20 protein-coding genes are annotated in these 25,384 nt (G+C 73.9%); 14 read left to right on the forward strand and 6 right to left on the reverse strand.

Features of this window, described 5'->3' with window-relative positions; genetic code table 11:
- Window positions 1-90 precede the first annotated feature (90 nt).
- Both ACQPX6_RS15245 and ACQPX6_RS15250 read right to left on the reverse strand, forming a co-directional pair.
- Complete coding sequence (locus ACQPX6_RS15245) at window positions 91-1,215, reverse strand: MFS transporter (protein WP_433788150.1); 1,125 nt, start codon at window positions 1,213-1,215, stop codon at window positions 91-93.
- Window positions 1,212-2,162: a PAC2 family protein gene (locus tag ACQPX6_RS15250; RefSeq protein WP_433788279.1), complete on the reverse strand. Its 951-nt coding sequence runs from the start codon at window positions 2,160-2,162 to the stop codon at window positions 1,212-1,214. The genes ACQPX6_RS15245 and ACQPX6_RS15250 overlap by 4 nt, the downstream gene beginning before the upstream one ends.
- Window positions 2,163-2,242: 80 nt before the next feature.
- On the opposite strand from ACQPX6_RS15250, the gene metH reads away from it, so the two are divergent.
- From metH to hisG, 4 genes are all read left to right on the forward strand, one after another.
- On the forward strand, window positions 2,243-5,779 hold the full coding sequence (gene metH, locus ACQPX6_RS15255; protein ID WP_433788151.1) for a methionine synthase: 3,537 nt from the start codon (window positions 2,243-2,245) through the stop codon (window positions 5,777-5,779).
- The gene (locus ACQPX6_RS15260; RefSeq protein ID WP_433788280.1) at window positions 5,776-6,498 is read left to right on the forward strand and encodes an HAD family hydrolase; all 723 of its coding nucleotides are present in this window, start codon (window positions 5,776-5,778) and stop codon (window positions 6,496-6,498) included. Before metH ends, ACQPX6_RS15260 begins: the two co-directional genes overlap by 4 nt.
- Window positions 6,499-6,729: 231 nt before the next feature.
- Complete coding sequence (locus ACQPX6_RS15265; protein ID WP_433788152.1) at window positions 6,730-6,993, forward strand: phosphoribosyl-ATP diphosphatase; 264 nt, start codon at window positions 6,730-6,732, stop codon at window positions 6,991-6,993.
- Between the two features lie 30 nt (window positions 6,994-7,023).
- A complete protein-coding gene (hisG, locus tag ACQPX6_RS15270) occupies window positions 7,024-7,917 on the forward strand; it encodes an ATP phosphoribosyltransferase (protein WP_433788153.1) in 894 nt (297 codons plus the stop codon).
- Window positions 7,918-7,920: 3 nt separating this feature from the next.
- Here hisG and ACQPX6_RS15275 read toward each other — a convergent pair whose 3' ends face one another.
- Window positions 7,921-8,736 (reverse strand): thioesterase family protein, encoded by an 816-nt coding sequence (locus ACQPX6_RS15275; protein WP_433788154.1) that lies wholly within the window; start codon window positions 8,734-8,736, stop codon window positions 7,921-7,923.
- Complete coding sequence (locus ACQPX6_RS15280) at window positions 8,733-9,593, reverse strand: RecB family exonuclease (RefSeq protein WP_433788155.1); 861 nt, start codon at window positions 9,591-9,593, stop codon at window positions 8,733-8,735. The genes ACQPX6_RS15275 and ACQPX6_RS15280 overlap by 4 nt, the downstream gene beginning before the upstream one ends.
- Window positions 9,594-9,846: 253 nt before the next feature.
- Here ACQPX6_RS15280 and ACQPX6_RS15285 point away from each other — a divergent pair, with 253 nt between their 5' ends.
- From ACQPX6_RS15285 to prcA, 8 genes are all read left to right on the forward strand, one after another.
- On the forward strand, window positions 9,847-10,761 hold the full coding sequence (locus ACQPX6_RS15285) for a tRNA (adenine-N1)-methyltransferase (RefSeq protein WP_433788156.1): 915 nt from the start codon (window positions 9,847-9,849) through the stop codon (window positions 10,759-10,761).
- A 183-nt stretch (window positions 10,762-10,944) separates the two neighbouring features.
- On the forward strand, window positions 10,945-12,747 hold the full coding sequence (arc, locus tag ACQPX6_RS15290) for a proteasome ATPase (RefSeq protein ID WP_433788157.1): 1,803 nt from the start codon (window positions 10,945-10,947) through the stop codon (window positions 12,745-12,747).
- A 20-nt stretch (window positions 12,748-12,767) separates the two neighbouring features.
- A complete protein-coding gene (locus ACQPX6_RS15295; protein ID WP_433788158.1) occupies window positions 12,768-14,027 on the forward strand; it encodes an esterase/lipase family protein in 1,260 nt (419 codons plus the stop codon).
- A 26-nt stretch (window positions 14,028-14,053) separates the two neighbouring features.
- Window positions 14,054-15,241 carry a multidrug effflux MFS transporter gene (locus tag ACQPX6_RS15300; protein ID WP_433788159.1) on the forward strand — a complete coding sequence of 396 codons (1,188 nt, stop codon included), beginning with the start codon at window positions 14,054-14,056 and terminating at the stop codon, window positions 15,239-15,241.
- Between the two features lie 10 nt (window positions 15,242-15,251).
- The gene (gene dop, locus ACQPX6_RS15305) at window positions 15,252-16,769 is read left to right on the forward strand and encodes a depupylase/deamidase Dop (protein ID WP_433781037.1); all 1,518 of its coding nucleotides are present in this window, start codon (window positions 15,252-15,254) and stop codon (window positions 16,767-16,769) included.
- A 72-nt stretch (window positions 16,770-16,841) separates the two neighbouring features.
- Window positions 16,842-17,036: a ubiquitin-like protein Pup gene (locus ACQPX6_RS15310; RefSeq protein ID WP_274194800.1), complete on the forward strand. Its 195-nt coding sequence runs from the start codon at window positions 16,842-16,844 to the stop codon at window positions 17,034-17,036.
- A gap of 123 nt (window positions 17,037-17,159) precedes the next feature.
- Window positions 17,160-17,993 (forward strand): proteasome subunit beta, encoded by an 834-nt coding sequence (prcB, locus tag ACQPX6_RS15315; RefSeq protein ID WP_433781039.1) that lies wholly within the window; start codon window positions 17,160-17,162, stop codon window positions 17,991-17,993.
- A 71-nt stretch (window positions 17,994-18,064) separates the two neighbouring features.
- Complete coding sequence (gene prcA, locus ACQPX6_RS15320; protein ID WP_433781040.1) at window positions 18,065-18,898, forward strand: proteasome subunit alpha; 834 nt, start codon at window positions 18,065-18,067, stop codon at window positions 18,896-18,898.
- A 20-nt stretch (window positions 18,899-18,918) separates the two neighbouring features.
- On the opposite strand, the gene ACQPX6_RS15325 is transcribed toward prcA, so the two are convergent.
- The gene (locus tag ACQPX6_RS15325; protein WP_433781041.1) at window positions 18,919-20,481 is read right to left on the reverse strand and encodes a diacylglycerol kinase family protein; all 1,563 of its coding nucleotides are present in this window, start codon (window positions 20,479-20,481) and stop codon (window positions 18,919-18,921) included.
- On the reverse strand, window positions 20,454-22,046 hold the full coding sequence (locus tag ACQPX6_RS15330) for a bifunctional phosphatase PAP2/diacylglycerol kinase family protein (protein ID WP_433781042.1): 1,593 nt from the start codon (window positions 22,044-22,046) through the stop codon (window positions 20,454-20,456). The genes ACQPX6_RS15325 and ACQPX6_RS15330 overlap by 28 nt, the downstream gene beginning before the upstream one ends.
- A gap of 91 nt (window positions 22,047-22,137) precedes the next feature.
- Between ACQPX6_RS15330 and pafA the strand changes: the two genes are divergently transcribed.
- Together pafA and ACQPX6_RS15340 are read left to right on the forward strand one after the other, a co-directional pair.
- The gene (gene pafA, locus ACQPX6_RS15335; protein WP_433781043.1) at window positions 22,138-23,496 is read left to right on the forward strand and encodes a Pup--protein ligase; all 1,359 of its coding nucleotides are present in this window, start codon (window positions 22,138-22,140) and stop codon (window positions 23,494-23,496) included.
- Between the two features lie 93 nt (window positions 23,497-23,589).
- Entirely contained in the window at window positions 23,590-25,356 is a 1,767-nt protein-coding gene (locus tag ACQPX6_RS15340; protein ID WP_433781044.1) for a protein kinase domain-containing protein, read from the forward strand.
- Window positions 25,357-25,384 lie beyond the last annotated feature (28 nt).

Consider the following 25,384-nt stretch of genomic DNA (forward strand, 5'->3'; position numbering starts at 1 on the left):
CACCGCGCCGGCGCGCGAGGGGCACGTTCGGCAGGCGTGGAGCCCTGTCGATCATGTCGAACGTGCCCCTCGCGGGCGCCGGGCCGACGCTCACCGCCGCGGCGTGAGCCCCGCCGCCGCGAGCAGGACGATGCCGGCGAGCCCGAACCCGGCGACGGGGGAGAGGTGGTACGCCCCGAGGAACAGCGCCGGCGAGGCGGACGCCCCCAGGAAGCGCCCGGCCTGCACCACCGACACCCCGCCCGCGGTCCCGCCGCGCAGCACCAGGGTGTTGACGCCGACCAGCACGAGCTGCGCGGCCGCCCCGGCCAGCGCCCACACCGCGGCCACGGCGATCGCCGACGGCAACAGGCCCACGGCGGCGACGAGCACGGCCCCGAGGACCGCGCCCGCCCGGATCGTCACGCGCGGCCCGACACGGTCGACGCCGGCGCCGACGAGGCGCGCGGTGAGCAGCCCGACGATCCCGAACCCGGTCAGCAGCGCCCCGCGCAGCCCGGCGCCGAGGGTGAACGCGTCCTCCACGCGCAGCGCGACGAGGAACGCCAGGCCGCCCAGCGCCGCCCACGCCAGCCCCGCGACGAGCCCCAGCCGCAGGACGGGCGGGCGCCAGGCGTCGCGCAGGCGGGGACGCTCGGCCGGGTCACCGGGCGGGTCCGCGGGCAGCCCGGCGGCGGCCAGCAGGGCGGCGACGAGCGCGACGCCGACGAACGCCGCGCGCCAGTCGACCGCCGCGGCGAGCCCCCCGACCAGCGGCGCGAAGGTCATCCCGGCCGCCTGCAGCGAGCCCATGACCCCGAGCGCCCGGCCGAGGCGCTCCGGCGGCGTGGCCGCGGCGAGCGAGCTGAGCAGCAGCGGCGTGGTGAAGGCGTTGGCCGCGCCCTGCAGCGCCCGCGCCCCCAGGAAGAGCCACCCCGCCGTCGCCACGGCCGCGAGCAGCGAGAACGCCACGTAGGCGACGTAGGCCGTGCGCACCGTGCGCGCGGCGCCCCAGCGCTGGCCCAGCGTGCCCGACACGAGCATGAGCAGGGCGAACGGCAGCAGGTACGCCGTCAGCGACGCCGACGCCGCCGACGGGGAGATGCCGAGGTCGGCGCCCAGCTCGGGCAGCATCGACGCGGTGATCCCGCCGCCGAACGGGCCGAGGAACCCGCCCGCGTAGAGGGCGGCGACCCGGACGCGGGCGACGGTCGGGCGAGGGGGTGCCCCGGTCACCGCTCCCAGGGACCCTTGCCGGGCCCGGGCGGGCCGCCGGCCGTGCCGCCGGGGCCGCGCCGGCGCAGGTAGCGCTCGAAGTCGGCGGCGATCTCCTCGCCCGAGGCCTCCTCGAGGTCGGTCTCGGCGTCGCCGGCCTCCTCGAGGGCCTTGACGTACTCGCGCACCTCGTCGTCCTCGTCCGCCATCTCCGAGACCGTGCGCTCCCACTTCTCGGCCTGCTCGGGCAGCCCGCCGAGGGGCACCTCGACGTCGAGGACCTCCTCGACCCGCTGCAGCAGCGCGATCGTGGCCTTGGGCGCGGGCGGCTGAGAGACGTAGTGCGGCACGGCGGCCCAGAACGAGATGGCGGGGAAGCCGGCCTGCACGCAGGCGTCCTGGAGGACCCCGACGATGCCGGTGGGCCCCTGGTAGCGCGAGCGCTGCAGCCGGTAGCGCGCGGCGGACGCCTTGTCGAACGACGTGCCGGTGACCGGGACCGGGCGGGTGTGTGGGGTGTCGGCCAGCAGCGCCCCGAGCGTGATCACGGTGCCGACGCCGAGCTCCTGGGCCTGCGCGATGACCTCGGCGCAGAACGCCCGCCAGCGCATGTTGGGCTCGATGCCGCGCACGAGGATGAGGTCCTGCGCCGAGCCCGGCGGGCGGCAGCGGTGGAGGCGCGTGGTGGGCCAGTCGATCTCGCGGCTGACGCCGTCGACGAGGCGCACGGTGGGTCGCGAGACCTGGAAGTCGTAGTACTCGTCGGGGTCGATCGCGGTCAGCTCGGTGGCGTCCCAGTGGAGCGCGAGGTGTTCCACCGCGGTGCTGGCCGCGTCTCCCGCGTCGTTCCAGCCCTCGAACGCGGCGAGCATCACGGGGGCGTCGCGCGGGACGCTGACCTGCGGAGACGTCTCCTCGTCCTCGCTCGGTCCGGTGGGCTCGGGCTCGTCGGGAAGGTCGTCGGACAAGGACACGCGGACAGCCTACGTGCCGTGACGCGGCTCGCAGTGCGCCCGGCGCAGGTCCTCGATCACGTTACGATCGTGTGATGACTACTTCGGGTGAGTCTGCATTCCTGTCCGCACTGCACTCCCGGGTCCTCATCGGCGATGGTGCCATGGGGACCGCGCTGCAGGACCAGGATCTCTCGCTCGACGACTTCGAGCAGCTCGAGGGCTGCAACGAGATCCTCAACGTCTCGCGGCCGGACGCCGTGCTCAAGGTGCACCAGGGGCACCTCGAGGCCGGCGCCGACATCATCGAGACCAACACCTTCGGCACCAACTGGGCCAACCTCAACGAGTACGACATCGTGGACCGCGTCCGCGAGCTCGCCTTCGAGGGCACCAAGATCGCCCGTCAGGCCGCCGACGAGTACTCGACGCCCGACCGCCCGCGCTTCGTCTTCGCCTCCAACGGCCCCGGCACCAAGCTGCCGACCCTGGGCCACGCGCCGTTCGCCCTGCTGCGCGACCACTACAAGGAGTCGGTCCTGGGCGCCCTCGAGGGCGGCGCGGACTGCGTGCTCGTCGAGACCTGCCAGGACCTCCTGCAGGCCAAGTCGGCCATCCTCGGCGCCTACCGGGCCATGAACGAGTACGGCCACCGCATCCCGGTGTTCTGCCACGTCACCGTGGAGCTCACGGGCACGATGCTCGTCGGCTCGGAGATCACCGCGGCGCTGACCGCGCTCGAGCCGCTGGGCATCGACGCGATCGGCCTCAACTGCGCCACCGGCCCGGCCGAGATGAGCGAGCACCTCCGGGCCCTCAGCCGCCAGAGCCGCATCCCGATCTCGGTGATGCCCAACGCCGGCCTGCCCGAGCTCGGGCCGAACGGCCCCGAGTACCCCCTGCAGCCCCAGGAGCTCGCCGACTACTGCGCCTCCTTCATCACCGACTACGGGCTCCAGCTCGTCGGCGGCTGCTGCGGCACGACGAACGAGCACGTCAAGGCGCTGGCCGACACGTGCCGTGAGCTCACCCCGGCCACCCGCGACCCGAAGCCCGAGCCGGGCCTCGCGTCGGTGTACCAGGCCGTGCCGTTCCGCCAGGACACCGGACTGCTGATGATCGGCGAGCGCTCGAACGCCAACGGGTCGAAGGCGTTCCGCGAGGCGATGGTCGAGGACGACTACGAGCAGTGCGTGGAGATCGCCAAGGCGCAGACCCGCGAGGGCGCGCACTTCATGGACCTCTGCATCGACTACGTCGGCCGCGACGGCGCCGCCGACATGGACCGCCTGGCCCACGACGTCTCCACCGCGTCGACGCTGCCGGTCGTGCTCGACTCCACCGAGCCCGAGGTCCTGCAGACCGGCCTCGAGCAGCTCGGCGGCCGCAGCGCGGTCAACTCGGTGAACTACGAGGACGGCGACGGCCCGGACTCGCGCTTCATCAAGATCATGACCGTCGCGAAGGAGCACGGCGCCGCCGTCGTCGGTCTGTGCATCGACGAGGAGGGGCAGGCCCGCACGGCGGAGTGGAAGACGCGCGTCGCCTTCCGCCTCATCGAGGACCTGACCGAGAACTGGGGCATGCGCGTCGAGGACATCATCATCGACTGCCTGACCTTCCCGATCTCCACCGGTCAGGAGGAGGTCCGCAAGGACGGCATCGAGACGATCAACGCGATCAAGCAGCTCAAGGAGCGCTACCCCGAGGTCCAGACCACGCTCGGTCTGTCGAACATCTCGTTCGGCCTCAACCCGGCCGCGCGCCAGGTGCTCAACTCGGTGTTCCTCAACGAGTGCGTCGAGGCCGGCCTGGACTCCGCGATCCTCAACGCCTCGAAGATCCTGCCGATGTCGCAGATCGACGAGGAGCAGCGCGAGGCCGCGCTCGACCTCGTCTACGACCGCCGCGAGAAGCACGACCCCCTCCAGCAGTTCATGGGCATCTTCGAGGGCGTCTCGGCGTCGTCGGCCAAGGACGCCCGCGCCGAGGAGCTCGCCGCCCTGCCGCTGTTCGAGCGGCTCGAGCGCCGCATCGTCGACGGCGACCGCAACGGCCTCGAGGCCGACCTCGACGCGGGGATGGAGGAGAAGGACCCGCTCGAGATCATCAACGAGACGCTGCTCGCGGGCATGAAGACCGTCGGCGAGCTCTTCGGCGCCGGCAAGATGCAGCTGCCGTTCGTGCTCGCCTCGGCCGAGGTCATGAAGGCGTCGGTGGCCTACCTCGAGCCCCACATGGAGGCCGACGACAACGGCGGCAAGGGCAAGATCCTGCTGGCCACGGTCAAGGGCGACGTCCACGACATCGGCAAGAACCTCGTCGACATCATCCTGTCGAACAACGGCTACGACGTGGTCAACATCGGCATCAAGCAGCCGATCAACGCCATCCTCGAGGCCGCCGAGGAGAACAAGGTCGACGCGATCGGCATGTCCGGGCTGCTGGTGAAGTCCACCGTGGTCATGAAGGACAACCTCAAGGAGATGAACGACCGCGGCGTCGCGCAGAAGTACCCGGTGCTGCTCGGCGGCGCCGCGCTGACCCGCTCGTTCGTCGAGAACGACCTGGGCGAGCTGTACCAGGGCGACGTGCGCTACGCGAAGGACGCGTTCGAGGGCCTGAGCCTCATGGACACCGTGATGGCCGGCGACACGGAGCGCTCCGACGCCGAGGCCGCGAAGATGGCCGAGCGCAAGGAGCGCCGCGAGCGTTCCAAGCGCATCCAGGCCAAGCGCGAGGCGGAGGCCGAGCCCGAGGAGATTCCCGACCACTCCGACGTCGCCCGGCGCATCGAGGTCCCGCAGCCCCCGTTCTGGGGCACGCGCGTCGTCCGCGGCATCCGGCTCAAGGACTTCGCCGGGCTGCTCGACGAGCGCGCGACCTTCTTCGGGCAGTGGGGCCTGCGCGGCTCCAAGGGCGGCGACGGACCGTCGTACGAGGAGCTGGTGGAGACCGAGGGCCGGCCCCGCATGCGGTACTGGCTCGACCGGCTGCAGTCCGAGGGCATCCTCGCCCACGCCGCCGTCGTCGCCGGCTACTTCCCGGTGATCTCCGAGGGCAACGACGTCATCGTCCTCGACGAGGCCGACCCCGAGGCCAAGGAGCGCTACCGCTTCTCCTTCCCGCGCCAGCGTCGCGACCGGCACCTGTGCCTGGCCGACTTCTTCCGCACCAAGGAGGAGGCGATCGAGCTCGGCGGCGTCGACGTCATGCCGATGAACCTCGTGACGATGGGCCAGCCCATCGCCGACTTCGCCAACGAGCTGTTCGCGAACAACTCCTACCGCGACTACCTCGAGGTCCACGGCCTGGGCGTGCAGCTCACCGAGGCGCTCGCGGAGTACTGGCACCGCCGCGTGCGCGAGGAGCTCGGCTTCTCCGACGGCTCGGTGATGGCCGACTCCGACCCCGAGAAGGTCGAGGAGTACTTCAAGCTCGGCTACCGGGGCGCCCGCTACTCGCTGGGCTACGGCGCCTGCCCGAACGTGGAGGACCGCGTGAAGGTCGTGGACCTCCTCGAGCCGGGCCGCATCGGCGTCGAGCTCTCCGACGAGGACCAGCTGCACCCCGAGCAGTCGACCGACGCGCTCGTCGTGCACCACCCGGAGGCCAAGTACTTCAATGCCTGATCTCTGTGGGCGCTGAGCTGGCGGCCGTCCTCTGGGACATGGACGGCACGCTGGTCGACACCGAGGGCCTGTGGTCGGTGACCATCGGCGAGCTCGCCGAGCGTCTCGGCGGCGAGCTGTCGGCGGCCACCCGCGAGGACCTCACGGGGTCGAGCCTCGACCGCACCGTGCGCGCGGTGCGGGCCGAGGTCGGCCTCGACCCCGACGACCCGGACGGCGTCACGGCCGACGGCCGCTGGCTGATCGACCGCACGGCCGAGGTGTTCGGTCACGGCGTCCCGTGGCGCCCGGGCGCCCGCGAGGCGCTGGCGGCCGTGCGGGCGGCGGGGGTGCCCACGGCCCTGGTCACGAGCACCTACCGCGAGCTCACCGACGTCGCGCTGGACACCATCGGGCGCGGGTTCTTCGACGTCACGGTGTGCGGGGACGAGGTGGCGGCGACGAAGCCGGACCCGGCGCCCTACCGGCTGGCGGCGGAGCTGCTCGGGGTCGACCCGCACGCGTGCGTCGCGGTGGAGGACTCGCCGACGGGCACCCGCTCGGCGGTCGCCGCCGGCGCGACCGTGCTGGTCGTCCCCGCCGAGGTGGCGGTGGAGGGCGGGGAGCACCGTGTGTGGCGGGAGAGCCTCGTCGGGCTCACCGTCGCCGACCTGCGGGCCGCGCTGGCGGGGGAGACCCTCGATGGTGGCGACCACCGGACGCGGGCGGCCGCACACTGAGCGCTCCGTGATCCGGCCCTGCTCTGCCCGAGGGACGACGAGATCCGGCTCCGTGTCCGCTCCTCGCCCGTACGGCCCAGCGTCCCGGTCGGTTCGCCCAGGTGATCGTCCGTTCGGCGCGTCGGGACGCCCGGACGGCGCGTCGGTTGATCACCGGGGGAACCGTCTCCGTCTCGGGGGAGAATCCGGTGGCGTGCGACCCCCCGTGACCGCGTGCGACGATGGCTCGACGTGAAGACGTTCGACGGGCTCTTCGACGAGCTGACCGCCAAGGCGCGCGACCGGCCCACGGGATCCGGGACCGTGGAGGCCCTGGATGCCGGGGTGCACGCACAGGGCAAGAAGGTGCTCGAGGAGGCCGGCGAGGTGTGGATCGCCGCCGAGTACGAGACCGACGACAAGCTGGCCGAAGAGATCTCCCAGCTGCTCTACCGCGTCCAGGTGATCATGCTGGGCCGCGGTCTCACGCTGGACGAGGTCTACAAGCACCTGTAGTGACACCTGCAGGTGTCAGGAGGAGGGCCCATGCTCCGCGTCGCCGTCCCCAACAAGGGGTCGCTCGCCGAGGAGGCGTCGACGATGCTGCGCGACGCCGGCTACCGGCAGCGCACCGACAGCCGTGACCTGAGCCTGCAGGACGAGGCCAACGGCGTCACGTTCTTCTACCTGCGGCCGAAGGACATCGCGACCTACGTCTCCGAGGGCCAGCTGCACCTCGGGATCACGGGCCACGACCTCACCGAGGAGTCGAGCGCCTCGGTGAAGCAGCTGCTGCAGCTGGGCTTCGGGCACTCGAAGTTCCGCTACGCCGCACCGTTGAAGAACGAGTGGACGGTCCAGGACCTCGCCGGCAAGCGGATCGCGACGTCCTATCCCCGCCTCGTGCGCGCCAACCTGGCCCAGCAGCGCATCGCGGCCAAGGACGTCATCCGCCTCGACGGCGCGGTCGAGATCTCGATCGAGCTGCAGGTGGCCGACGCCATCGCCGACGTCGTCAGCTCGGGACGGACGCTGGCCCAGCACGGTCTCGTGGCCATCGGCGAGCCGATCACCGAGTCACAGGCGGTGATCATCGACCGCAACGCGAAGTTCGACCAGGCGCCCGACTCGGCGCAGACCGAGCGGGACAAGTCGCGTTTCGTCGAGCGCCTGCGCGGCGTGGTGTACGCCCGCCGCTACGTGATGCTCGACTACGACTGCCCCGTGGACCTCAAGGACCGGGCCGTCCAGCTGACGCCGGGCATCGAGTCGCCCACCGTGGCGCCCCTGTCGGACGAGAAGTTCGTCGCCGTGCGCTCGATGGTGGAGCGCAAGCGCGTCAACGACATCATGGACGAGCTCGCCGACATCGGGTGCACGGGCATCGTGACCTCGTCGCTGCAGTCGTGCCGCGCCATCGGCGCCGGCAACGGCCGGTAGGACTCAGCGGGGCCGGACGGTGAGGGCCTGAGCGGCACGCCCGACCGGGCCGTCCCCGTCGTGGAGCACCGAGAACGCGGTGCCCAGGCCCTCCGGCCCGATGACGCTGTCGGCGTCGAGCCCGATCCACTCGCCGCGCGGCGCGCGGTGGACGTGCAGCGTGAGGTCGGTGTTGACGAACAGCCAGGCGTTGAGGTCGAGCCGCGACGCGGCGCCGTTGGTGGAGTCGGCGACGGCGGCGAGGCGCTGCCACGGCGTGGGCTCCTCGCCCCCGACCACGGGGACCCGCAGCCGGCCCCACGCCCGCCCGGGCCCGGACTCGCCGAGGTGCCCCGAGAGCCAGCGCCACTCGAGGGCGTCGAGGTAGCCGGGCAGCCAGCCTTCGGGAGTGGGGATCTCGCGGCCGTCCTCCGGCCCGGGCATCGACGGTCCGGGCGCGGTGGCGGCGGCCGCCGTGTCGGTGACCGCCAGGCGCCAGCCCGCGGCGCGGGCGACCGCCCGACCCTCGGCGGCGATCTCGGCGGACACGAGCTCGATGGTGCGCCCGGCGCGCTCGACCCGGCTCGACACCGTCAGCTCGCCCATCGGCACGCGCCCGAGCACCTCGACGGTGAACCGCGAGAGCAGCATCTCGGGGCGCGGGTCGCAGGCCTCGAGCGCGCGCACGAGCAGGGCGCTGGGCGGGCCCATGTGCTGCCCGTCGGGGAACCAGGGGCCGGCGGTGGACCCGGTGGCGAACACCCGCTGCGTGCCGGGCGGGTCGGCGGCGCTCCCCGTCGCGGGCGGCAGCAGCCGGAAGAACGGCTCGGTGACGGTCACGTGGGCTCTCCGGAGCGGGGTCGGGGGAGGGGAAGCGGGGCGGCCGTGGTCGTCGCGTGGGCCAGGGTCGGCGGCGGGCCGGGGTACGGCGGGAGCGTGCCGCCCTGCGCCGGGCACTGCTCGCGGAACGAGCAGAACGCGCAGCCGGGGCCGGGGTTCGGGCGGAAGTCGCCGGTGGGCGCGGCGCGGCGGATCGCGGCCCAGACCGCCCGCAGGACGCCGGCGAAGCGCCCGAGCTCGTCGGCGGTGGGGCGCAGCGTCAGCGTCGTCGCGTCGCCGAGCTGCAGCAGGCGGACGGTGGGCACGACGCCGCGGGTGCGGGCGACCAGCAGGGCGTAGAAGCGGACCCCGAACAGCGCCCGCAGCTCGCCGCGCACCGGCGGCGCCGACCCCGACTTGTAGTCGATCACCGTCAGCCCGTCGGGCCCGGCGTCGAGGCGGTCGACCACCCCGCGCAGGGGCGTCCCGTCGTCGAGCTCCGCCTCGACGAGCAGCTCGCGGGCCTCCGACGTCACGGCCCGCGGGTCCTCGAGGTCGAGATAGCGGGCGAGCAGCGCGTCGACGCCCGGCTCGCGGCCGAGGAGCGCGCGGTCGTCGGGCTCGAGGCCGTCGAGGACGTCGCGCGCGAGCGCCCGGGCGGCGTCGCCGGAGCGGGCGCCGGGCTCGAGGTCGTGCAGCCGCTCGAGCACGGCGTGGACGACGGTGCCGCGCAGGGCGGCGGGCGAGGGTGCCTCGGGCAGCCGGTCGATCGCCCGGAAGCGGTAGAGCAGGGCGCAGCGCCGGAAGTCCGCGGCCCGGGACGGCGAGAGCGCGGGCGCACGCGCCGGCGCCGCGGTCGTCACGTCCCCGGTGGTCACGATCGGCAGGCTAGATGAGCACCCCGACAGCTCCTGTCCGCTCTCGCGCGGCGCCGGGGCGGGCGGTGATCGCTCCCGGTGCTCCTGCAAGCCCGTCACACGGGGTCGACGGAGCACCCGGAGCGATCATGGGCCGCCGTGTTCCGCGAGGGGCACGGTGCGCATGATCGAGAGGCCCCGGCGCCTGCTCACCGTGCCCCTCGCACCCGGGGCCGCGGAACCCGCGCCGACCCCGCGCCTAGGGTGACCGGTCGTGCACACCGAGGGAGAGGTCGCCGAGGACCCGCCCGCCGAGGACGATGCCGACCAGGTCGACGACGAGCGCGGCCCGGCGCGCAGCGGGCCCTTCCTCCCCGGCGACCGGGTGCAGCTCACCGACCCCAAGGGCCGGCACTTCAGCCTCGTCCTCGAGCGCGGGCAGAGCTACCACACGCACCGCGGGGCGATCGCCCACGACAAGCTGATCGGCGCCCCCGAGGGCAGCGTCGTGCTCTCCGCGGCCAACACCCCGTACCTCGCGCTGCGCCCGCTGCTGCCCGACTACGTGCTGGCGATGCCGCGCGGCGCCCAGGTGATCTACCCCAAGGACGCCGCACAGATCGTCATGTGGGGCGACGTCTTCCCCGGCGCGCGGGTGCTCGAGGCCGGCGCGGGCTCGGGCGCGCTGACCTGCAGCCTCCTGCGCGCGGTGGGGCCGACCGGGCAGGTGCGCTCCTACGAGGTCCGCGCCGACCACGCCGAGCACGCGGTGACCAACGTCGAGCGCTTCTTCGGCGAGCGCCCCGCGACCTGGGACCTGCGCGTCGGCGACCTCGCTGACCACGACCCGACGGAGCCGGGCGGGACCGCCGACCGCGTCGTGCTCGACATGGCAGCGCCCTGGGAGCTGCTCGACGTCGTGCGCGCCACGCTCATCCCGGGTGGGGTGCTCGTCGGGTACGTGGCGACGACGACGCAGCTCTCGGCGCTGACCGAGGCGCTGCGCGAGCAGGCCTGCTGGACCGAGCCGCAGATCTGGGAGTCGATGGTCCGCCCGTGGCACGCGGTGGGCCTCGCGGTGCGCCCGGAGCACCGGATGATCGCGCACACGGCCTTCCTGCTCACCGCCCGGCGGCTCGCCGATGGTGTGACACCACCGAGGGTGCAGCGCAGGCCCAGTCGGGGCTGACGGGGCGCGTGATCCCGCGAGGGGCGACCGAGGGTGAACAGCGGTGATCCTCCGTGGTGGGAGAATCACCCACGGTGACGCTGCGCAAGGGGGGTGCGTGAGAACTCCGTCACCAGAACGCTACTCCACGGACACCTCGATTCGCGGGTACGGTTGCGCCACGGAGTAGCGGAGGAGGGCGCCGTGACGACTGACGACGACCCCAGGGGCCGATCCGACCACGGCCGGGACCGCGGTGACCGCGGCGCGGCGGACATGGCAGCACAGGTGCGTTTCCTCGAGGACGAGGTCGCACTGTTGCGTCGCAAGCTGACCGAATCCCCTCGGCACGCGCGCATCCTCGAGCAGCGTCTCGGCGAGGCGCAGCAGCGCGTGGCCCAGCTGAGCGAGCGCAACGACAAGCTCACCGACACGCTCAAGGAGGCGCGGGCGCAGCTCGTGGCCCTCCGCGAGGAGGTCGACCGGCTCGCCCAGCCGCCGTCCAGCTACGGCGTGTTCCTCGAGGCGCACGAGGACTCGACGGTGGACGTGTTCACCTCGGGTCGCCGCATGCGCGTGGCCGTGTCGCCGGCGGTCGAGACCGCCGACCTCACGCGTGGCCAGTCCCTGCGGCTCAACGAGGCGCTCACCGTCGTCGAGGCGGGCACCTACGAGCGCATCGGCGAGGTCTGCGCGCTGCGGGAGGTCCTCACCGACGAGGACGGCAGCCGCACCCGCGCGCTGATCATCGGCCACGCCGACGAGGAGCGGGTGATCCACCTCGCCGACTCCCTGCTGAGCGCCGAGGGACCGGAGCTCAAGCCCGGCGACTCGCTGATGGTCGACACGAAGGTCGGCTACGCCTACGAGAAGGTGCCGAAGGCCGAGGTCGAGGAGCTCGTCCTCGAGGAGGTCCCCGACGTCGCCTACACCGACATCGGCGGGCTCTCGCGGCAGATCGACAGCATCCGCGACGCGGTGGAGCTGCCGTTCCTGCACGCGGACCTCTTCCGCACCTACCAGCTGCGCCCGCCCAAGGGCGTGCTGCTCTACGGCCCGCCCGGCTGCGGCAAGACGCTCATCGCGAAGGCGGTGGCGAACTCCCTGGCCAAGAAGGTCGCCGAGACCCGCGGCGAGGACAGCCGCGACATCAAGGCGCACTTCCTCAACATCAAGGGCCCGGAGCTGCTCAACAAGTTCGTCGGCGAGACCGAGCGGCACATCCGGATGATCTTCCAGCGGGCGCGAGAGAAGGCGTCCGAGGGCACGCCGGTGATCGTGTTCTTCGACGAGATGGACTCGATCTTCCGCACCCGCGGTTCCGGGGTGTCGAGTGACGTCGAGACGACGATCGTCCCGCAGCTCCTCAGCGAGATCGACGGTGTCGAGGGGCTCGAGAACGTCATCGTCATCGGCGCCTCGAACCGCGAGGACATGATCGACCCCGCGATCCTGCGGCCGGGCCGGCTCGACGTGAAGATCAAGATCGAGCGCCCCGACGCCGAGGCGGCGATCGACATCTTCGGCAAGTACCTCATCGAGGGCCTGCCGGTCCACGAGGAGGACATCGCCGAGTTCGGCGGCAACCGCCAGGCGTGCCTCGAGGGCATGATCGAGCGGGTCGTCGAGCGGATGTACGCCGAGACCGACGACAACCGGTTCCTCGAGGTCACCTACGCCAACGGGGACAAGGAGGTCCTGTACTTCAAGGACTTCAACTCCGGCGCGGTGATCGAGAACATCGTGGGGCGGGCCAAGAAGTCGGCGATCAAGTCGCACCTCGAGTCCCAGCAGGCCGGGCTGCGCGTGCAGCACCTGCTGGACGCGGTGGTCGACGAGTTCGCCGAGTCCGAGGACCTGCCGAACACGACGAACCCCGACGACTGGGCCCGGATCTCCGGCAAGAAGGGCGAGCGGATCGTCTACATCCGCACGCTCGTCACCGGCAAGGGCGCGACGCAGGGCAAGGAGATCGACACCGCGTCGAACACCGGCCAGTACCTGTGACCCCAGGTACCGTATAGGCCATGAGCGACGAGGTTGACCGGCCGTCCCGCCCGGACCGCAACGAGGTCCGCGGGGCGGCCGGTGTCGCGTCCGAGGCCGTCGACATCGTGTCTCGGCCGGTGCAGGGCACGCACGAGGCCATCTCGGGCACCGTGTTCGGCGTGCTGCGCCGGGTCGGCCTGGGCGCGGCGTCGAAACCCGTGCAGGTCATGCACGACGGCATCAGCACCGGCGTGTACGCCGCGGTGCGCGGCATCGGCCACCTCGCCGGCCGCGGCGTCGGAGCGGCCGCGGCGCTCGCCCGTCCCGGCGAGTGGCGCCCGATCACCGGCAGCCCCACCGGCGCGGTGCTCACCGGGGCGATCAACGGCCTCGTCGGCGACCACATGGTGGCCCTCGACAACGACCTGGCCGTCCCGATGGCGCTCTACACCTCGACGGTGGCCGACGAGCACGGCGAGCTGCCCGGCGACCCCGAGGAGCTGCGCGCGGTGGTGGCCGACCACCCCGAGCGCGACCTCACCCACCTCGTGCTGTTCGTCCACGGCCTCGGCGAGACCGAGCACGCCTGGCGCCTCTACGGCGAGGCCAGCGCGGGGGAGGGCTACGCCGAGCGCGTGAGCTCGGCGATCGGCGCCACCCCGTTGCTGCTGCGCTACAACTCCGGCCTGGGCATCGCCGACAACGGCGCGGCGCTCTCGCTGCTGCTCACCGACCTGTGGAACCGGTGGCCCGTGGAGGTCCGCCGCCTCGACCTCGTCGGGCACTCGATGGGCGGGCTGATGCTGCGCCACGCCTGCCACCACGCCGTGCAGACCGGCCAGCCGTGGGTCGGCGCGGTGCGGCGGATGATCTACCTCGGCTCCCCGCACCGCGGGGCGCCGCTGGCCCACCGCGTCGACCAGCTCGCCACCCGGCTGCAGCGGTGGTCCCGCTCGCGCGCCTGGGCCGAGTTCCTCGACCGGCGCTCGGCGGGCATCCACGACCTCGTGGCCGGCGTGTCCGACACCGAGGTGCCGCTGCTGGCGCACGCCTCGCACCACGCCGTGGCCGCCTGCATGACCAGCTCGCCGCACCACCCGCTGGCCAACGCCCTGGGCGACCTGCTGGTGCCCGTCGACTCCGCGGGCGGCGCGATCACCGACGTCGAGCCGCTGACGTCGTCGCACCACTTCCACCTGCTCAACGACCCCGACGTCCACGAGCACCTGCTGCGCTGGCTCGCGGTCGAGGACGACGACGAGGACGAGGACGAGGACGACGCGGAGGCCCCCCGCTGAGGGGTGGTCACCGGGCGCGCCTGCTGGTGCTGGGCGCCCTCACCGCGGCCGCCCCGTTGTCGCTGGACACCTACCTCCCCGCGCTGCCGACGCTCACCGCCGACCTCGCGACGACCCCGTCGATCGCGCAGCTCTCGCTGACCTCGTGCCTGCTCGGCCTGGCGCTGGGCCAGCTCGTGGCCGGCCCGCTGTCCGACGTGCTGGGCCGACGCCGCCCGATGCTGCTCGGGGCCACGGGGTTCGCGGTGGCGTCGGCGCTGTGCGCGGTGGCGCCGAACGTCGGGGTGCTGGTCGCGCTGCGCCTGGCCCAGGGGCTGCTCGGCGCGGTCGGCATCGTCGTGGCGCGGGCGGTGGTGCGCGACACCAGCGACGCCACCACCGCGGCCCGGTCGTTCGCGACGCTCATGCTCGTCTCGGGCGTCGCCCCGATCCTCGCGCCGGTGCTCGGGGGCCAGCTGCTGCGGGTGACGAGCTGGCGCGGGGTGTTCGTCGCCCTCGCCGTCTACGGGACGCTGGCCGGGCTCGCCGTCCTGCTGTTCGTGCGCGAGTCGCTGCCCGCGACGCGGCGGCGCTCGGGCAGCGCCGCGGCCACGCTGGCGTCGTTCCGGGTGCTGCTCGGCGACCGCCGGGTGGTGGCGTGCGTGCTGGCCGCGGGCCTGCTGTTCGCGGCCATGTTCGCCTACATCTCGGGCTCGACGTTCGTGCTCCAGGACCTCTACGGGCTCTCGCCACAGGGCTTCTCGGGGGTGTTCGGGGCGAACTCGGTGGCGATCGTCGCCTCGGTGCAGGTGGCGGGGCGCCTCGCCGGGTCGGGGCGGGTGCGCCCGGAGCGGCTGCTGGCGATCGGCCTGGTCACCGCGATGGCGGGCACCGGCGTGCTCCTGACCTCGGCGCTGCTCGACGTGGGGCTCGCGGGCATCCTGGCCGGCCTGGTCGTCACGGTGATCGGCGTCGGCCTCGTGCTGCCCAGCGCGACCACGCTGACCCTCGCCGACCACCCCGAGCACGCCGGGAGCGCGTCGGCGCTGCTGGGCACCGCGCAGTTCCTGGTCGGCGCGGGCGTCGCCCCGCTGGTGGGGCTCGCGGGAAGCCGGTCGGCGGTCCCGATGGCGTCGGCGATGGCCGCGTCGGTGGTGCTGGGCGCCGTCGTGTTCACCGTGCTGTGGCGCACCGCGGCGCGCCCGGACCGCACCGCAGCCCCCGGACACGCCTAGGGTCGGGGCCATGACCGCGCGCCGCATCATGGGCACCGAGATCGAGTACGGCATCTCCGTCCCCGGCGACCCGTCGGCGAACCCGGTGATCACCTCCACCCAGATCGTGCTGGCCTACGCCGCCGCCGCCGAGGTGCCGCGGGCCCGGCGCGCCCGCTGGGACTACGAGGTGGAGTCGCCGCTGCGCGACGCCCGCGGCTTCGACCTCGGCCCCAGCGCGGGCCCGCCGCCGGACGCGGGCGACCTCGACGACCTGGGCGCCGCCAACGTCATCCTCACCAACGGTGCCCGGCTCTACGTCGACCACGCGCACCCGGAGTTCTCGGCGCCCGAGGTCACGACGGCCCGCGACGCGGTGATCTGGGACAAGGCCGGCGAGCGGGTCATGGAGGACGCCGCCGAGCGCGCCGCCACCGTGCCGGGAGCGCCCCGCATCCAGCTCTACAAGAACAACATCGACAACAAGGGTGCGAGCTACGGCTCCCACGAGAACTACCTCTGCGCCCGCCAGACCCCGTTCCCGACGATCATCACCGGGCTGACGCCGTTCTTCGCGTCCCGCCAGGTGGTCGTCGGCTCCGGGCGCGTGGGCCTCGGGGCGTCCGGCGACGAGCCCGGCTTCCAGCTCTCGCAGCGCGCCGACTACATCGAGGTCGAGGTCGGGCTGGAGACCACGCTCAAGCGCGGCATCATCAACACCCGCGACGAGCCGCACGCCGACGCCGACAAGTACCGCCGGCTGCACGTGATCATCGGCGACGCGACGCTGGCCGAGTACTCGACGTTCCTCAAGGTCGGGGCCACCGCCCTGGTCCTGTCGATGATCGAGGACGGGGTCCGCTTCGACGACCTGCGCCTGCTCGAGCCGGTCCGCTCGGTGCACCGGATCAGCCACGACCCGACGCTGCAGACCACGGTCGACCTCTCCGACGGCCGCAAGATGACCGCGCTCGACCTGCAGCGCATCTACCTCGAGCGGGCGTGGGAGCACGAGGAGCGCACCGCCGACGGCGAGATCGACCCGATGACCCGCGAGGTGCTCGACATCTGGCAGGAGGTGCTCGACGACCTCGGCACCGACCCGATGCGCTGCGCCGACCGCCTGGACTGGGTGGCCAAGCTCAAGCTGCTCGAGAGCTACCGCGACCGCGACCAGCTGCCCTGGGACTCGCCCAAGCTCAACCTCATCGACCTGCAGTACTCCGACGTGCGCCAGGCCAAGGGGCTCTACAACAAGCTCGTGCAGCGCGGGTCGATCAAGCGCCTCGTCACCGAGGAGGAGGTGCGCCGCGCGGTCACGCAGCCGCCCGAGGACACCCGCGCCTACTTCCGCGGCCGGTGCCTCGAGCGCTACCCCGCGGAGGTCGCCGCCGCGTCGTGGGACTCGGTGATCTTCGACCTCGGCCGGGAGTCGCTGGTGCGGATCCCCACCCTGGAGCCCCTGCGCGGCACCCGCGGGCACGTCGGCGAGCTCATCGACAACTCCGCCGACGCGAGCGCGCTGGTCGAGGCGCTGACGCGGGGCTGATCGAGAAGCGGGCGGATCGCGTCCCCGGTGGGTAGGGTTCGGGGCGCAGTACCGAGGACCCGGGAGGCAGCCATGGCGCAGGAACAGACCCAGCGGCAGGGCGGGGGCGACGACGGCGACGGCGGCGAGGACAGCACCGCCGCCGGCCAGGAGCGCCGCGAGAAGCTCGGTGAGGACGTCGACACGATCCTCGACGAGATCGACGACGTGCTCGAGGAGAACGCCGAGGACTTCGTCCGCGCGTACGTCCAGAAGGGCGGCCAGTAGGCTGCTGGCCTCCCGCGAGGCACCCAGACACAACCCGCCGCCCCCGCGGCCCGGTCCGCCGCGACCGGGCCACGGGGGCGGCCCCTTACGCCCACCCCGACCAGCACCAGGAGCGCCCCACCGATGGAGCCCTCGTCGGCCCTGCCCGCGGCCTACTTCCAGGCCGGGACGGCCTCGTTCGTCGACTTCCTGCGGGAGGTCCGCCCGGACCTGCTGCCGGGGTCGGGCGCGCGGCCGGTGACGGCCGAGGCGGCCGGCACGTCGGCCGTGCACGGCACGACGATCGTCGCCGCCACGTACTCCGGTGGCGTGGCGATCGCGGGCGACCGGCGGGCGACGATGGGCAACCTCATCTCCTCGCGCGACATGCAGAAGGTGTTCGTCACCGACGACTGGTCGGCGGCGGGCATCGCGGGCACGGCGGGGCTGGCGGTCGAGGCGGTCCGGCTGTTCACCGTCGAGCTGCAGCACTACGAGAAGATCGAGGGCGTCCCGCTCACCTTCGACGGCAAGGCCAACAAGCTGGCCGGCATGGTCCGGGGCAACCTGGGCGCCGCGATGCAGGGGCTGTCGTTCGTGCCGCTGTTCGTCGGCTACGACCTCGACGCCGCCGACCCGGCCCACGCCGGGCGGATCGTGTCCTACGACGTCGTCGGCAGCCGCGCCGAGGAGACCCACTACGCGGGCGTCGGCTCGGGCTCGCTGTTCGCCAAGTCGTCGCTGAAGAAGCGCCACGACCCCGACGCCCCGGTGGGCGACTGCGTGCGCGCGCTGGTCGAGGCGCTCTACGACGCCGCCGACGACGACAGCGCCACCGGCGGGCCGGACACCATCCGCGCGATCTACCCGATCGTCGTCAGCATCGACGCCGAGGGCGCGGTCATGCTGCCCGCCGAGGAGACCGCCGCGGTCGCCGAGGCCGTGGTCGCGGACCGCCGCGAGCGTCCCGGCGGCTGACGCCGCATCCCGCACCGATTCCCTCCCGCCCGACCCCACCCAACCGCCCGACCCCAGGAGCGCTCCCCGCCATGACGATGCCGTTCTACGCGTCGGTCGACCAGCTGATGCGCGACCGCTCGGAGCTCGCGCGCAAGGGCATCGCGCGGGGCCGCAGCGTCGTCGTCCTGACCTGCGCCGACGGCGTGCTGTTCGTGGCGGAGAACCGCTCGAACTCCCTGCGCAAGGTCTCCGAGATCTACGACTCGCTCGGGTTCGCCGCGGTGGGCCGGTACAACGAGTTCGAGAACCTGCGCACCGCCGGCATCCGCTACGCCGACGTCCGCGGCTACTCCTACGACCGCCGCGACGTCACCGGGCGCTCGCTGGCCAACGCCTACGCCCAGATCCTCGGCGCGAGCTTCATCGAGCAGCAGAAGCCCTTCGAGGTCGAGCTCTGCGTCGCCGAGGTCGGCCCCACGCCCGACCGCGACCAGATGTTCCGCATCACCTACGACGGCTCGATCTCCGACGAGCCGCGCTTCGTGGTCATGGGCGGCACCACCGAGCCCATCAGCGCCGCCCTGCGCGAGTCCTACGAGCCCGACCTGGCCACGCGCGACGCCCTGCGCATCGCTCTCGAGGCCCTGCAGGCGCAGAACGGCACCGGCACCTCGGCGTCGGGCTCGGCGGCCGCCACCAGCGCCTCCGACGACCGGCGCCTCGGCGTCGACGCCCTCGAGGTCGCGCTCCTCGACCGCGCCCGCCGGCCCCGCCGCGCGTTCCGCCGGATCACCGGCGCCGCCCTGTCCGCGCTGATGCCCGGGGACGAGCCGGCCGCCGAGGAGACCGAGGAGGCCGCGGCCGACGACACCGGCGCCGGCGACGAGGTCTCGGGCGCCGGCGGCGCAGACCCGCAGGCCTGAGCTCGGCCCGCTGACCCTCCCTACGCCTCCGGAGCCCGGTACACGGGCACCGGCTTCGGGGCGATCCGGAAGGTGAAGCGGTCGGCGTCGGGCTGCACCTCGCCGTCGGTCGCGAGCCCCACGGGCGGGCCCACGACGCGCACCGACAGGCGCGTGCGCGTCCCCGCCACGTACACGCGGCTGCGCGCCAGCGTCCCGCCCATCACCGAGGCGACGAAGCGGGTGCGGGAGAAGGGCACGTCGGCGCGCAGGTAGCGCACGTCGAGCACCCGGGCGTCCAGGCGCGGGCGGAACAGCGGGGCCATGCCGCGGGGCTCGTAGCCGCCGTTGCCGACGAAGAGCAGCCAGATGGTGCGGCGGCGCCCGTCGAGCTCGACGACGAGCGGCGCGGCCTCGGCCAGCACGCGGACCAGGGCGAACGCGGCGCTGGGCCACTTGCCCCAGCGGCCCTCCCAGCTCTCGCGGAGCTTGACCATGTCGGGGTAGCCGCCGAGGCTCGCGGTGTTGACGAAGGCGACGGTGCGGTCGCTCGCCTCCGGGCCCTCGATGTCCACGAGCCCGACGTCGACGAGGACGGCCTCGCCGTCGCGGGCCGCGGCCAGTGCCGAGTCCGAGTCGTCGATGCCGACGTCGCGGGCGAAGTGGTTGAGGGTGCCCTCGGGCAGCACCACCAGGGGGACGCCCCGGCGCTGGGCCAGTCCGGCGAGCGCGGCCACCGAGCCGTCGCCGCCCGCGACGCCGATGGCGCGCGGGGCGGTGCCGTCGGGAGCGGGGCGGTCCAGGGCGGCCTCGACCTCCTCGACGAAGTCGACGCCCGGCTCCGGGACGATCACCTGGGCCCGCGGCAGGACGGCGTGGATCTCCTCGGCCGGGCCCTGGAGCTCCTCCTCCCCGGTGACCCCGACGATCTGGCCGAGGGTCTCGAGGGCGCCGGGGGTGCCGGCCGAGCGGTTGGCCACGATGACGACACCCGAGCCGTCGGCCAGGGGCGGGGCGCCGCTGGCGGGGCGGGCGCGCGCCGAGGCGTGGCGCACGACGGGCCACCAGCGCCGCGTCAGCACGGCCACGCCGACGCCCAGCGCGGCGCCGGCGACGACGTCGGACGTGGTGCGCTCGCCCAGCCAGACCCGCGCACCGGAGACCCCGGTGGCGAGGGGGACGAGCGCCACCCCGAGCAGCGGCGACTCGAGGGCCGCGGCGGTGACGAACGCGGCCGAGGACGCGGCGTGCGTGGCGGGGAAGCGCCGGCCCCAGGACGGGGCACCGCTCTGTTCGGCCACGGTCCGCAGGACCCGGGGCAGCAGGGGCTTGGCCAGCGTGTGGGCGATGGCGGACGTGGCCGTCGCGGCCATCACCCCCCGGACCCCGGCGCGGCGCCGGGGGCCGCGGCCGGAGGCGAACAGCCCGCCGGCGACGGCGGTCCACAGCAGGCCGCGGTCGGCGGCGCGGTCGAGGCGGCGGAGCAGGCGGCACGCAGCGGAGCGGAGCTGCCGCGCCGGAGGCGCATCACCGCTCGTGTCGGCGGGGGAGTGGAGAGGCGAGGGGGACACCGTGCTCAACGGGCCGTCGCGCGGTGCGGCCACAGCGCCTCGTCGCGCCGGTAGACCGGTACCGGGTGGTCGGCGACGGCGTAGCGCAGGCGCCGCCCGCGGGCAACGACCTCGCCGTCCGCGGCGACCTCGACGGGGCCGTCGAGCAGCTCGATGTCCAGCGACCGCATGGCGCTCTCCTGGTAGATCCTGTTGTGGCCCAGCACGCCCGTGGCGAGGGCGACGAAGGCCCGGGTCCGGGCCAGGCGCCGGTCGGCGCGCAGGTAGCGGACCTCCAGCACGCCGGTGTCCAGGCGGGGCCGGTACGACGGCACCATCCCGGTCGGCACGTAGGGCCCGTTGCCGACGAACAGCATCCACACCGAGCGCTCGTCCCCGTTGAGGCGGACACGGATGGGCCGGCTGCGCGCCAGCGTCACCATCAGCGCGGCGACCGCGGAGGGCCACTTGCCCCAGCGCGGCTGCCACTTCTCGCGCAGCCGCACCATCTCGGGGTAGCCGCCGAAGGCCGAGGTGTTGACGAAGACGACGCGCTTCGCCTCCTGGCGTCCCTCGGCGTCGGGGTGGACGCGCAGCTCGCCGAGGTCGACCGCCACCGCCTCGCCGGCGCCGGTGGCGTCGATCGCCTCCTGCGTGTCGTAGACCCCGACGTCGCGGCCGAAGTGGTTGAGCGTCCCGGCGGGCACGACGGCCAGCGGCATGTCGAGGTCCTCGGCGACGCGGGCGGCCCCGGCGACCGAGCCGTCGCCGCCGGCGATGCCCAGGGCGCGCACGCCCGGCTCGCGGGCGAGATCCGCGAGCGTCTCGACGAGGTCCGCCCCGTCCTCGAGGCGCACGACCCGCGCGCGGGGGAGGGCGGCCACGAGCTCCTGGTAGGGGTCGACGCCCTGGCGCCCGGAGCGGGTGTTGACCAGGATCGCCAGCCCCTCGCCGTCGGGCAGGCTCGGCGCGCCGGACACGGGGCGGGCGGCGGCCTCGTCGATGTCGCGCACCGGCAGCCAGCGCCGCGTGGCCAGGGCGACGAGGGTCCCGAGGCCCGCGCCGGCCACGACGTCGGTGGTCCAGTGCACGCCGACGTGCACCCGCGAGTAGGCGACGGTCGCGGCGAGCGGGATCACCCAGCTCGCGGCCTTCGGGCTCTCCATGGCCACCGCGGTGGCGAACGCGGCAGCGGACGCCGCGTGCCCGGACGGGAACGACGACGAGGTGGGCGGGGAGTCCAGGGAGCGGTGCTCCGGCAGCAGCTCCGCGGCGGGTCGGCGCCGGGGCACGAGCGGCTTGAGCACGCTGTTGGCGAGCAGGCTGGCGCCCGCGATGGCGAGCACCCCGCGCAGCGCGCCACGCCGGGTGTGGCGGGTGCCGGCCGCGAGGACGCCGGCGACCCCGAACCAGAGCTTGCTGTGGTTGGCCGAGCGGGTGAGGGCGCCCAGGGCAGGGTCGGCGGCCGTGTAGGGCAGCTTGCCGATGGTGGTGGTGATGCGGCAGTCCTGCTCGTTGACGTCGGCGAGGCGCCGCCGGCTGCCACGGGCTCCCTGGCGCACCCGGTTCCGCACGCCGTGCGAGAGGTCGGATGCCAGTCCGTGTCCGGGGAGCGCCACGGCACCGACCGTAGTGATCGGCCAATGACGGCCGTCGACCCACCGCTCCGGACAGGCCTCATCCGTCGGATCCCTGGCCTAGGGTGGAGGGATGCAGCGGAGGATTTACGGGGTCGAGACCGAGTTCGGTGTCACCTGCACCTTCCACGGCCAGCGACGCCTCTCGCCCGACGAGGTCGCCCGCTACCTGTTCCGCCGGGTCGTGTCGTGGGGACGGTCGTCCAACGTCTTCCTCCGCAACGGGTCGCGGCTCTACCTCGACGTGGGCAGCCACCCCGAGTACGCCACCGCGGAGTGCGACTCGCTGACCCAGCTCGTGGCGCACGACAAGGCGGGCGAGCGGATCCTCGAGGACCTGCTGCTCGACGCCGAGCGCCGTCTCGCCGACGAGGGCATCGGCGGCGACATCTTCCTGTTCAAGAACAACACCGACTCGGCGGGCAACTCCTACGGCTGCCACGAGAACTACCTGGTGGGCCGGTCGGGCGAGTTCTCGCGCATCGCCGACGTGCTGCTGCCGTTCCTCGTGACCCGCCAGCTCATCGCCGGCGCGGGCAAGGTGCTGCAGACCCCGCGCGGCGCGGTGTTCTGCCTGTCCCAGCGCGCGGAGCACATCTGGGAGGGCGTGTCGTCGGCCACCACCCGGTCGCGCCCGATCATCAACACCCGCGACGAGCCGCACGCCGACGCCGAGCGCTACCGCCGGCTGCACGTCATCGTCGGCGACTCGAACATGAGCGAGGTCACCACGCTGCTCAAGGTGGGCACCACCCACCTCGTGCTCGAGATGATCGAGCAGGGCGTGCAGTTCCGGGACTTCACGCTCGACAACCCGATCCGCGCCATCCGCGAGATCAGCCACGACCTGTCGGGCCGCCGCCCCGTGCGCCTCGCCGGCGGGCGCGAGGCCAGCGCGCTGGACATCCAGCGCGAGTACCACGCCCGCGCCGTCGAGCACGTCGCGCGCCGCGGGTCGGACCCCATCACCGACCGCGTCGTCGAGCTGTGGGGCCGCACGCTGGACGCCGTCGAGCGCCAGGACCTCTCGCTCATCGACCGCGAGATCGACTGGGCGATCAAGCACCGCCTGGTGCAGCGCTACCGCAGCAAGCACGACCTCGGCCTGTCGAGCCCGCGCGTGGCCCAGCTCGACCTCGCCTACCACGACATCCGGCGCGGTCGCGGCATCTTCGACCTGCTCCAGCGCAAGGACCTGGTCGACCGCGTCACCGACGACGGCGAGATCGAGGCGGCGAAGGACACCCCGCCGCAGACCACCCGCGCCAAGCTCCGCGGCGACTTCATCGCCGCCGCCCAGGCCGCCGGGCGCGACTTCACGGTGGATTGGGTCCACCTCAAACTGAACGACCAGGCCCAGCGAACCGTCCTCTGCAAGGACCCCTTCCGCGCCGTCGACGAGCGGGTCGACCGTCTCATCGCGACCCTGTAACGGAGGCCACGTCGGCGGCGTGCGTCGGGGGCGCGCGAGGTACCCACCCCCCGCACCGACCGATCGACGCCCGAGGACGGCATCACGAACTCCATGCAGCACCAGCCCCGCACCTCCCGCCTGCACAGCCCGGGCCCGGCCCCGAGCACGCTGCACGACGCCCCGCCGACCCCGGTGGACACCTCGGTCGTGGGCACCGTGCTCGGGGGGCGCTACCGCATCGGCGAGTGCATCGGCTCGGGCGCCATGGGCGTCGTCTGGACGGCCTGGGACCGCCGGCTGCGGCGCACGGTCGCGATCAAGCAGCTCGCCGCCCGCGGCACCCGTGACGCCGCCGAGGAGCGCGTGGCCCGCGCCCGGGCCATGCGCGAGGGCCGCATCGCCGCGCGCGTCGTGCACCCGCGGGCGATCGCGGTGTTCGACGTGGTGGTGGACGACGCCGGGCCGTGGCTGGTCATGGAGTACCTGCCGTCGCGTTCGCTGGCGGCGCTGATCGCCGAGCACGGACCCCTCGAGCCCGCCGAGGCCGCGTGGGTCGGCGCGCAGGTCGCCGACGCGCTGGGCGCCGTGCACGAGGCGGGCATCGTCCACGGCGACATCAAGCCGGGCAACGTCCTCATCACCGACGACGGCGTCGCCAAGATCACCGACTTCGGGGTCTCGCGCGCCACGTGGGACACCACGTCCACCGGTGGCGGCACCGTCGCCGGGACGCCGGGCTACTTCGCGCCCGAGGTGGCCCGCGGCGGCGAGCCGACGCCCGCCTCCGACGTGTTCTCCCTCGGCGCGACGCTGTACGCGGCGGTCGAGAACGAGCTGGTCTGCGGCCGCCACGACAACACCCTCGCCGTGCTGCACGCGATGGCCGAGGGGCGCCTGCGCCCGGCCACCCGGGCCGGCGTGCTCGGGCGCCCGCTGGCCGCGATGCTGCGCCTCGAGCCCGACCACCGTCCCGGCACCGTCGCGGTCGGGCGGGCGCTGCGCCAGCGCGCCGGGGCGAACCCGTCGATCCCGGTGCCGCGGGTGTCGTCGGCGCTCGCCGCCGAGACGGCCGACGTGCCCGCGCCCCGCGCCGACACCGCGGACCTGCCCGCCACGGCCGAGGCGCCGGAGGACGGGGCTGCTGTGCCGGCACCGGTCGTCGGCCCGACCCCGGTCGCACCGGGCGGGAACGCCGGCCGTGCCGGGGGCACCGCGGCGGCCTCGGCGACCGCGGCAGCCGCCCTCGCCCGTCCCGGGCTCACCACCCGCCGCACCGCCGCCGGCGGCTCCGACCGCAGCCGGCCGTCCCGCTTCGGCGGGCGCCGCGGGCTCGCCACCGTCGCCGCCGCCTCCGGGCTCGTGCTGGCCGCCGGCATCGGGGTGGCCGTCGCCGCGGGCACGGGCGGCACCACGGTCGCCGCCCCGACGCCCGGGCCCGTCACCGCCATCCCGGCCGACCCGGCGCCCGCCGACCCGATCGGCGGCGAGGGGACCGCGCCCTCGCCGACCACCACCCCGCGGGCCGCGGCGCCCCTGTCGCCCACCGACCCGGCGGACCCGACGCCGGCCGACCCGGGCGCGGTGGTCGTCGACTACTACGCCTCGCTGCCCGGCGACATCGACGGCGCGTGGGGGGTGCTGTCCGAGCGGGCCCGCGACGACTCCGGCGGCTTCGATGGCTACCGGCGCTTCTGGTCGGGGATCCGCGACGTCCGGGCCACCAACGTGGCGGTGCGCGGCGACACGGTCACCGCCGACATCCAGTTCACGACCAGCAGCGGGCGCACCAGCCGCGAGAGCTACCGCTTCGAGGTCGACCGGGCCGACGACGGGCAGCTGCGCATCCAGCGGGCCCAGCGCAGCTCGGATTCCATCTAGTCGCGATCGGACGCGCCGGGCACCGGCG

The organism is Actinomycetospora sp. CA-101289, from assembly GCF_050955895.1.
In the GTDB taxonomy this organism is placed as follows: Bacteria; Actinomycetota; Actinomycetes; order Mycobacteriales; family Pseudonocardiaceae; genus Actinomycetospora.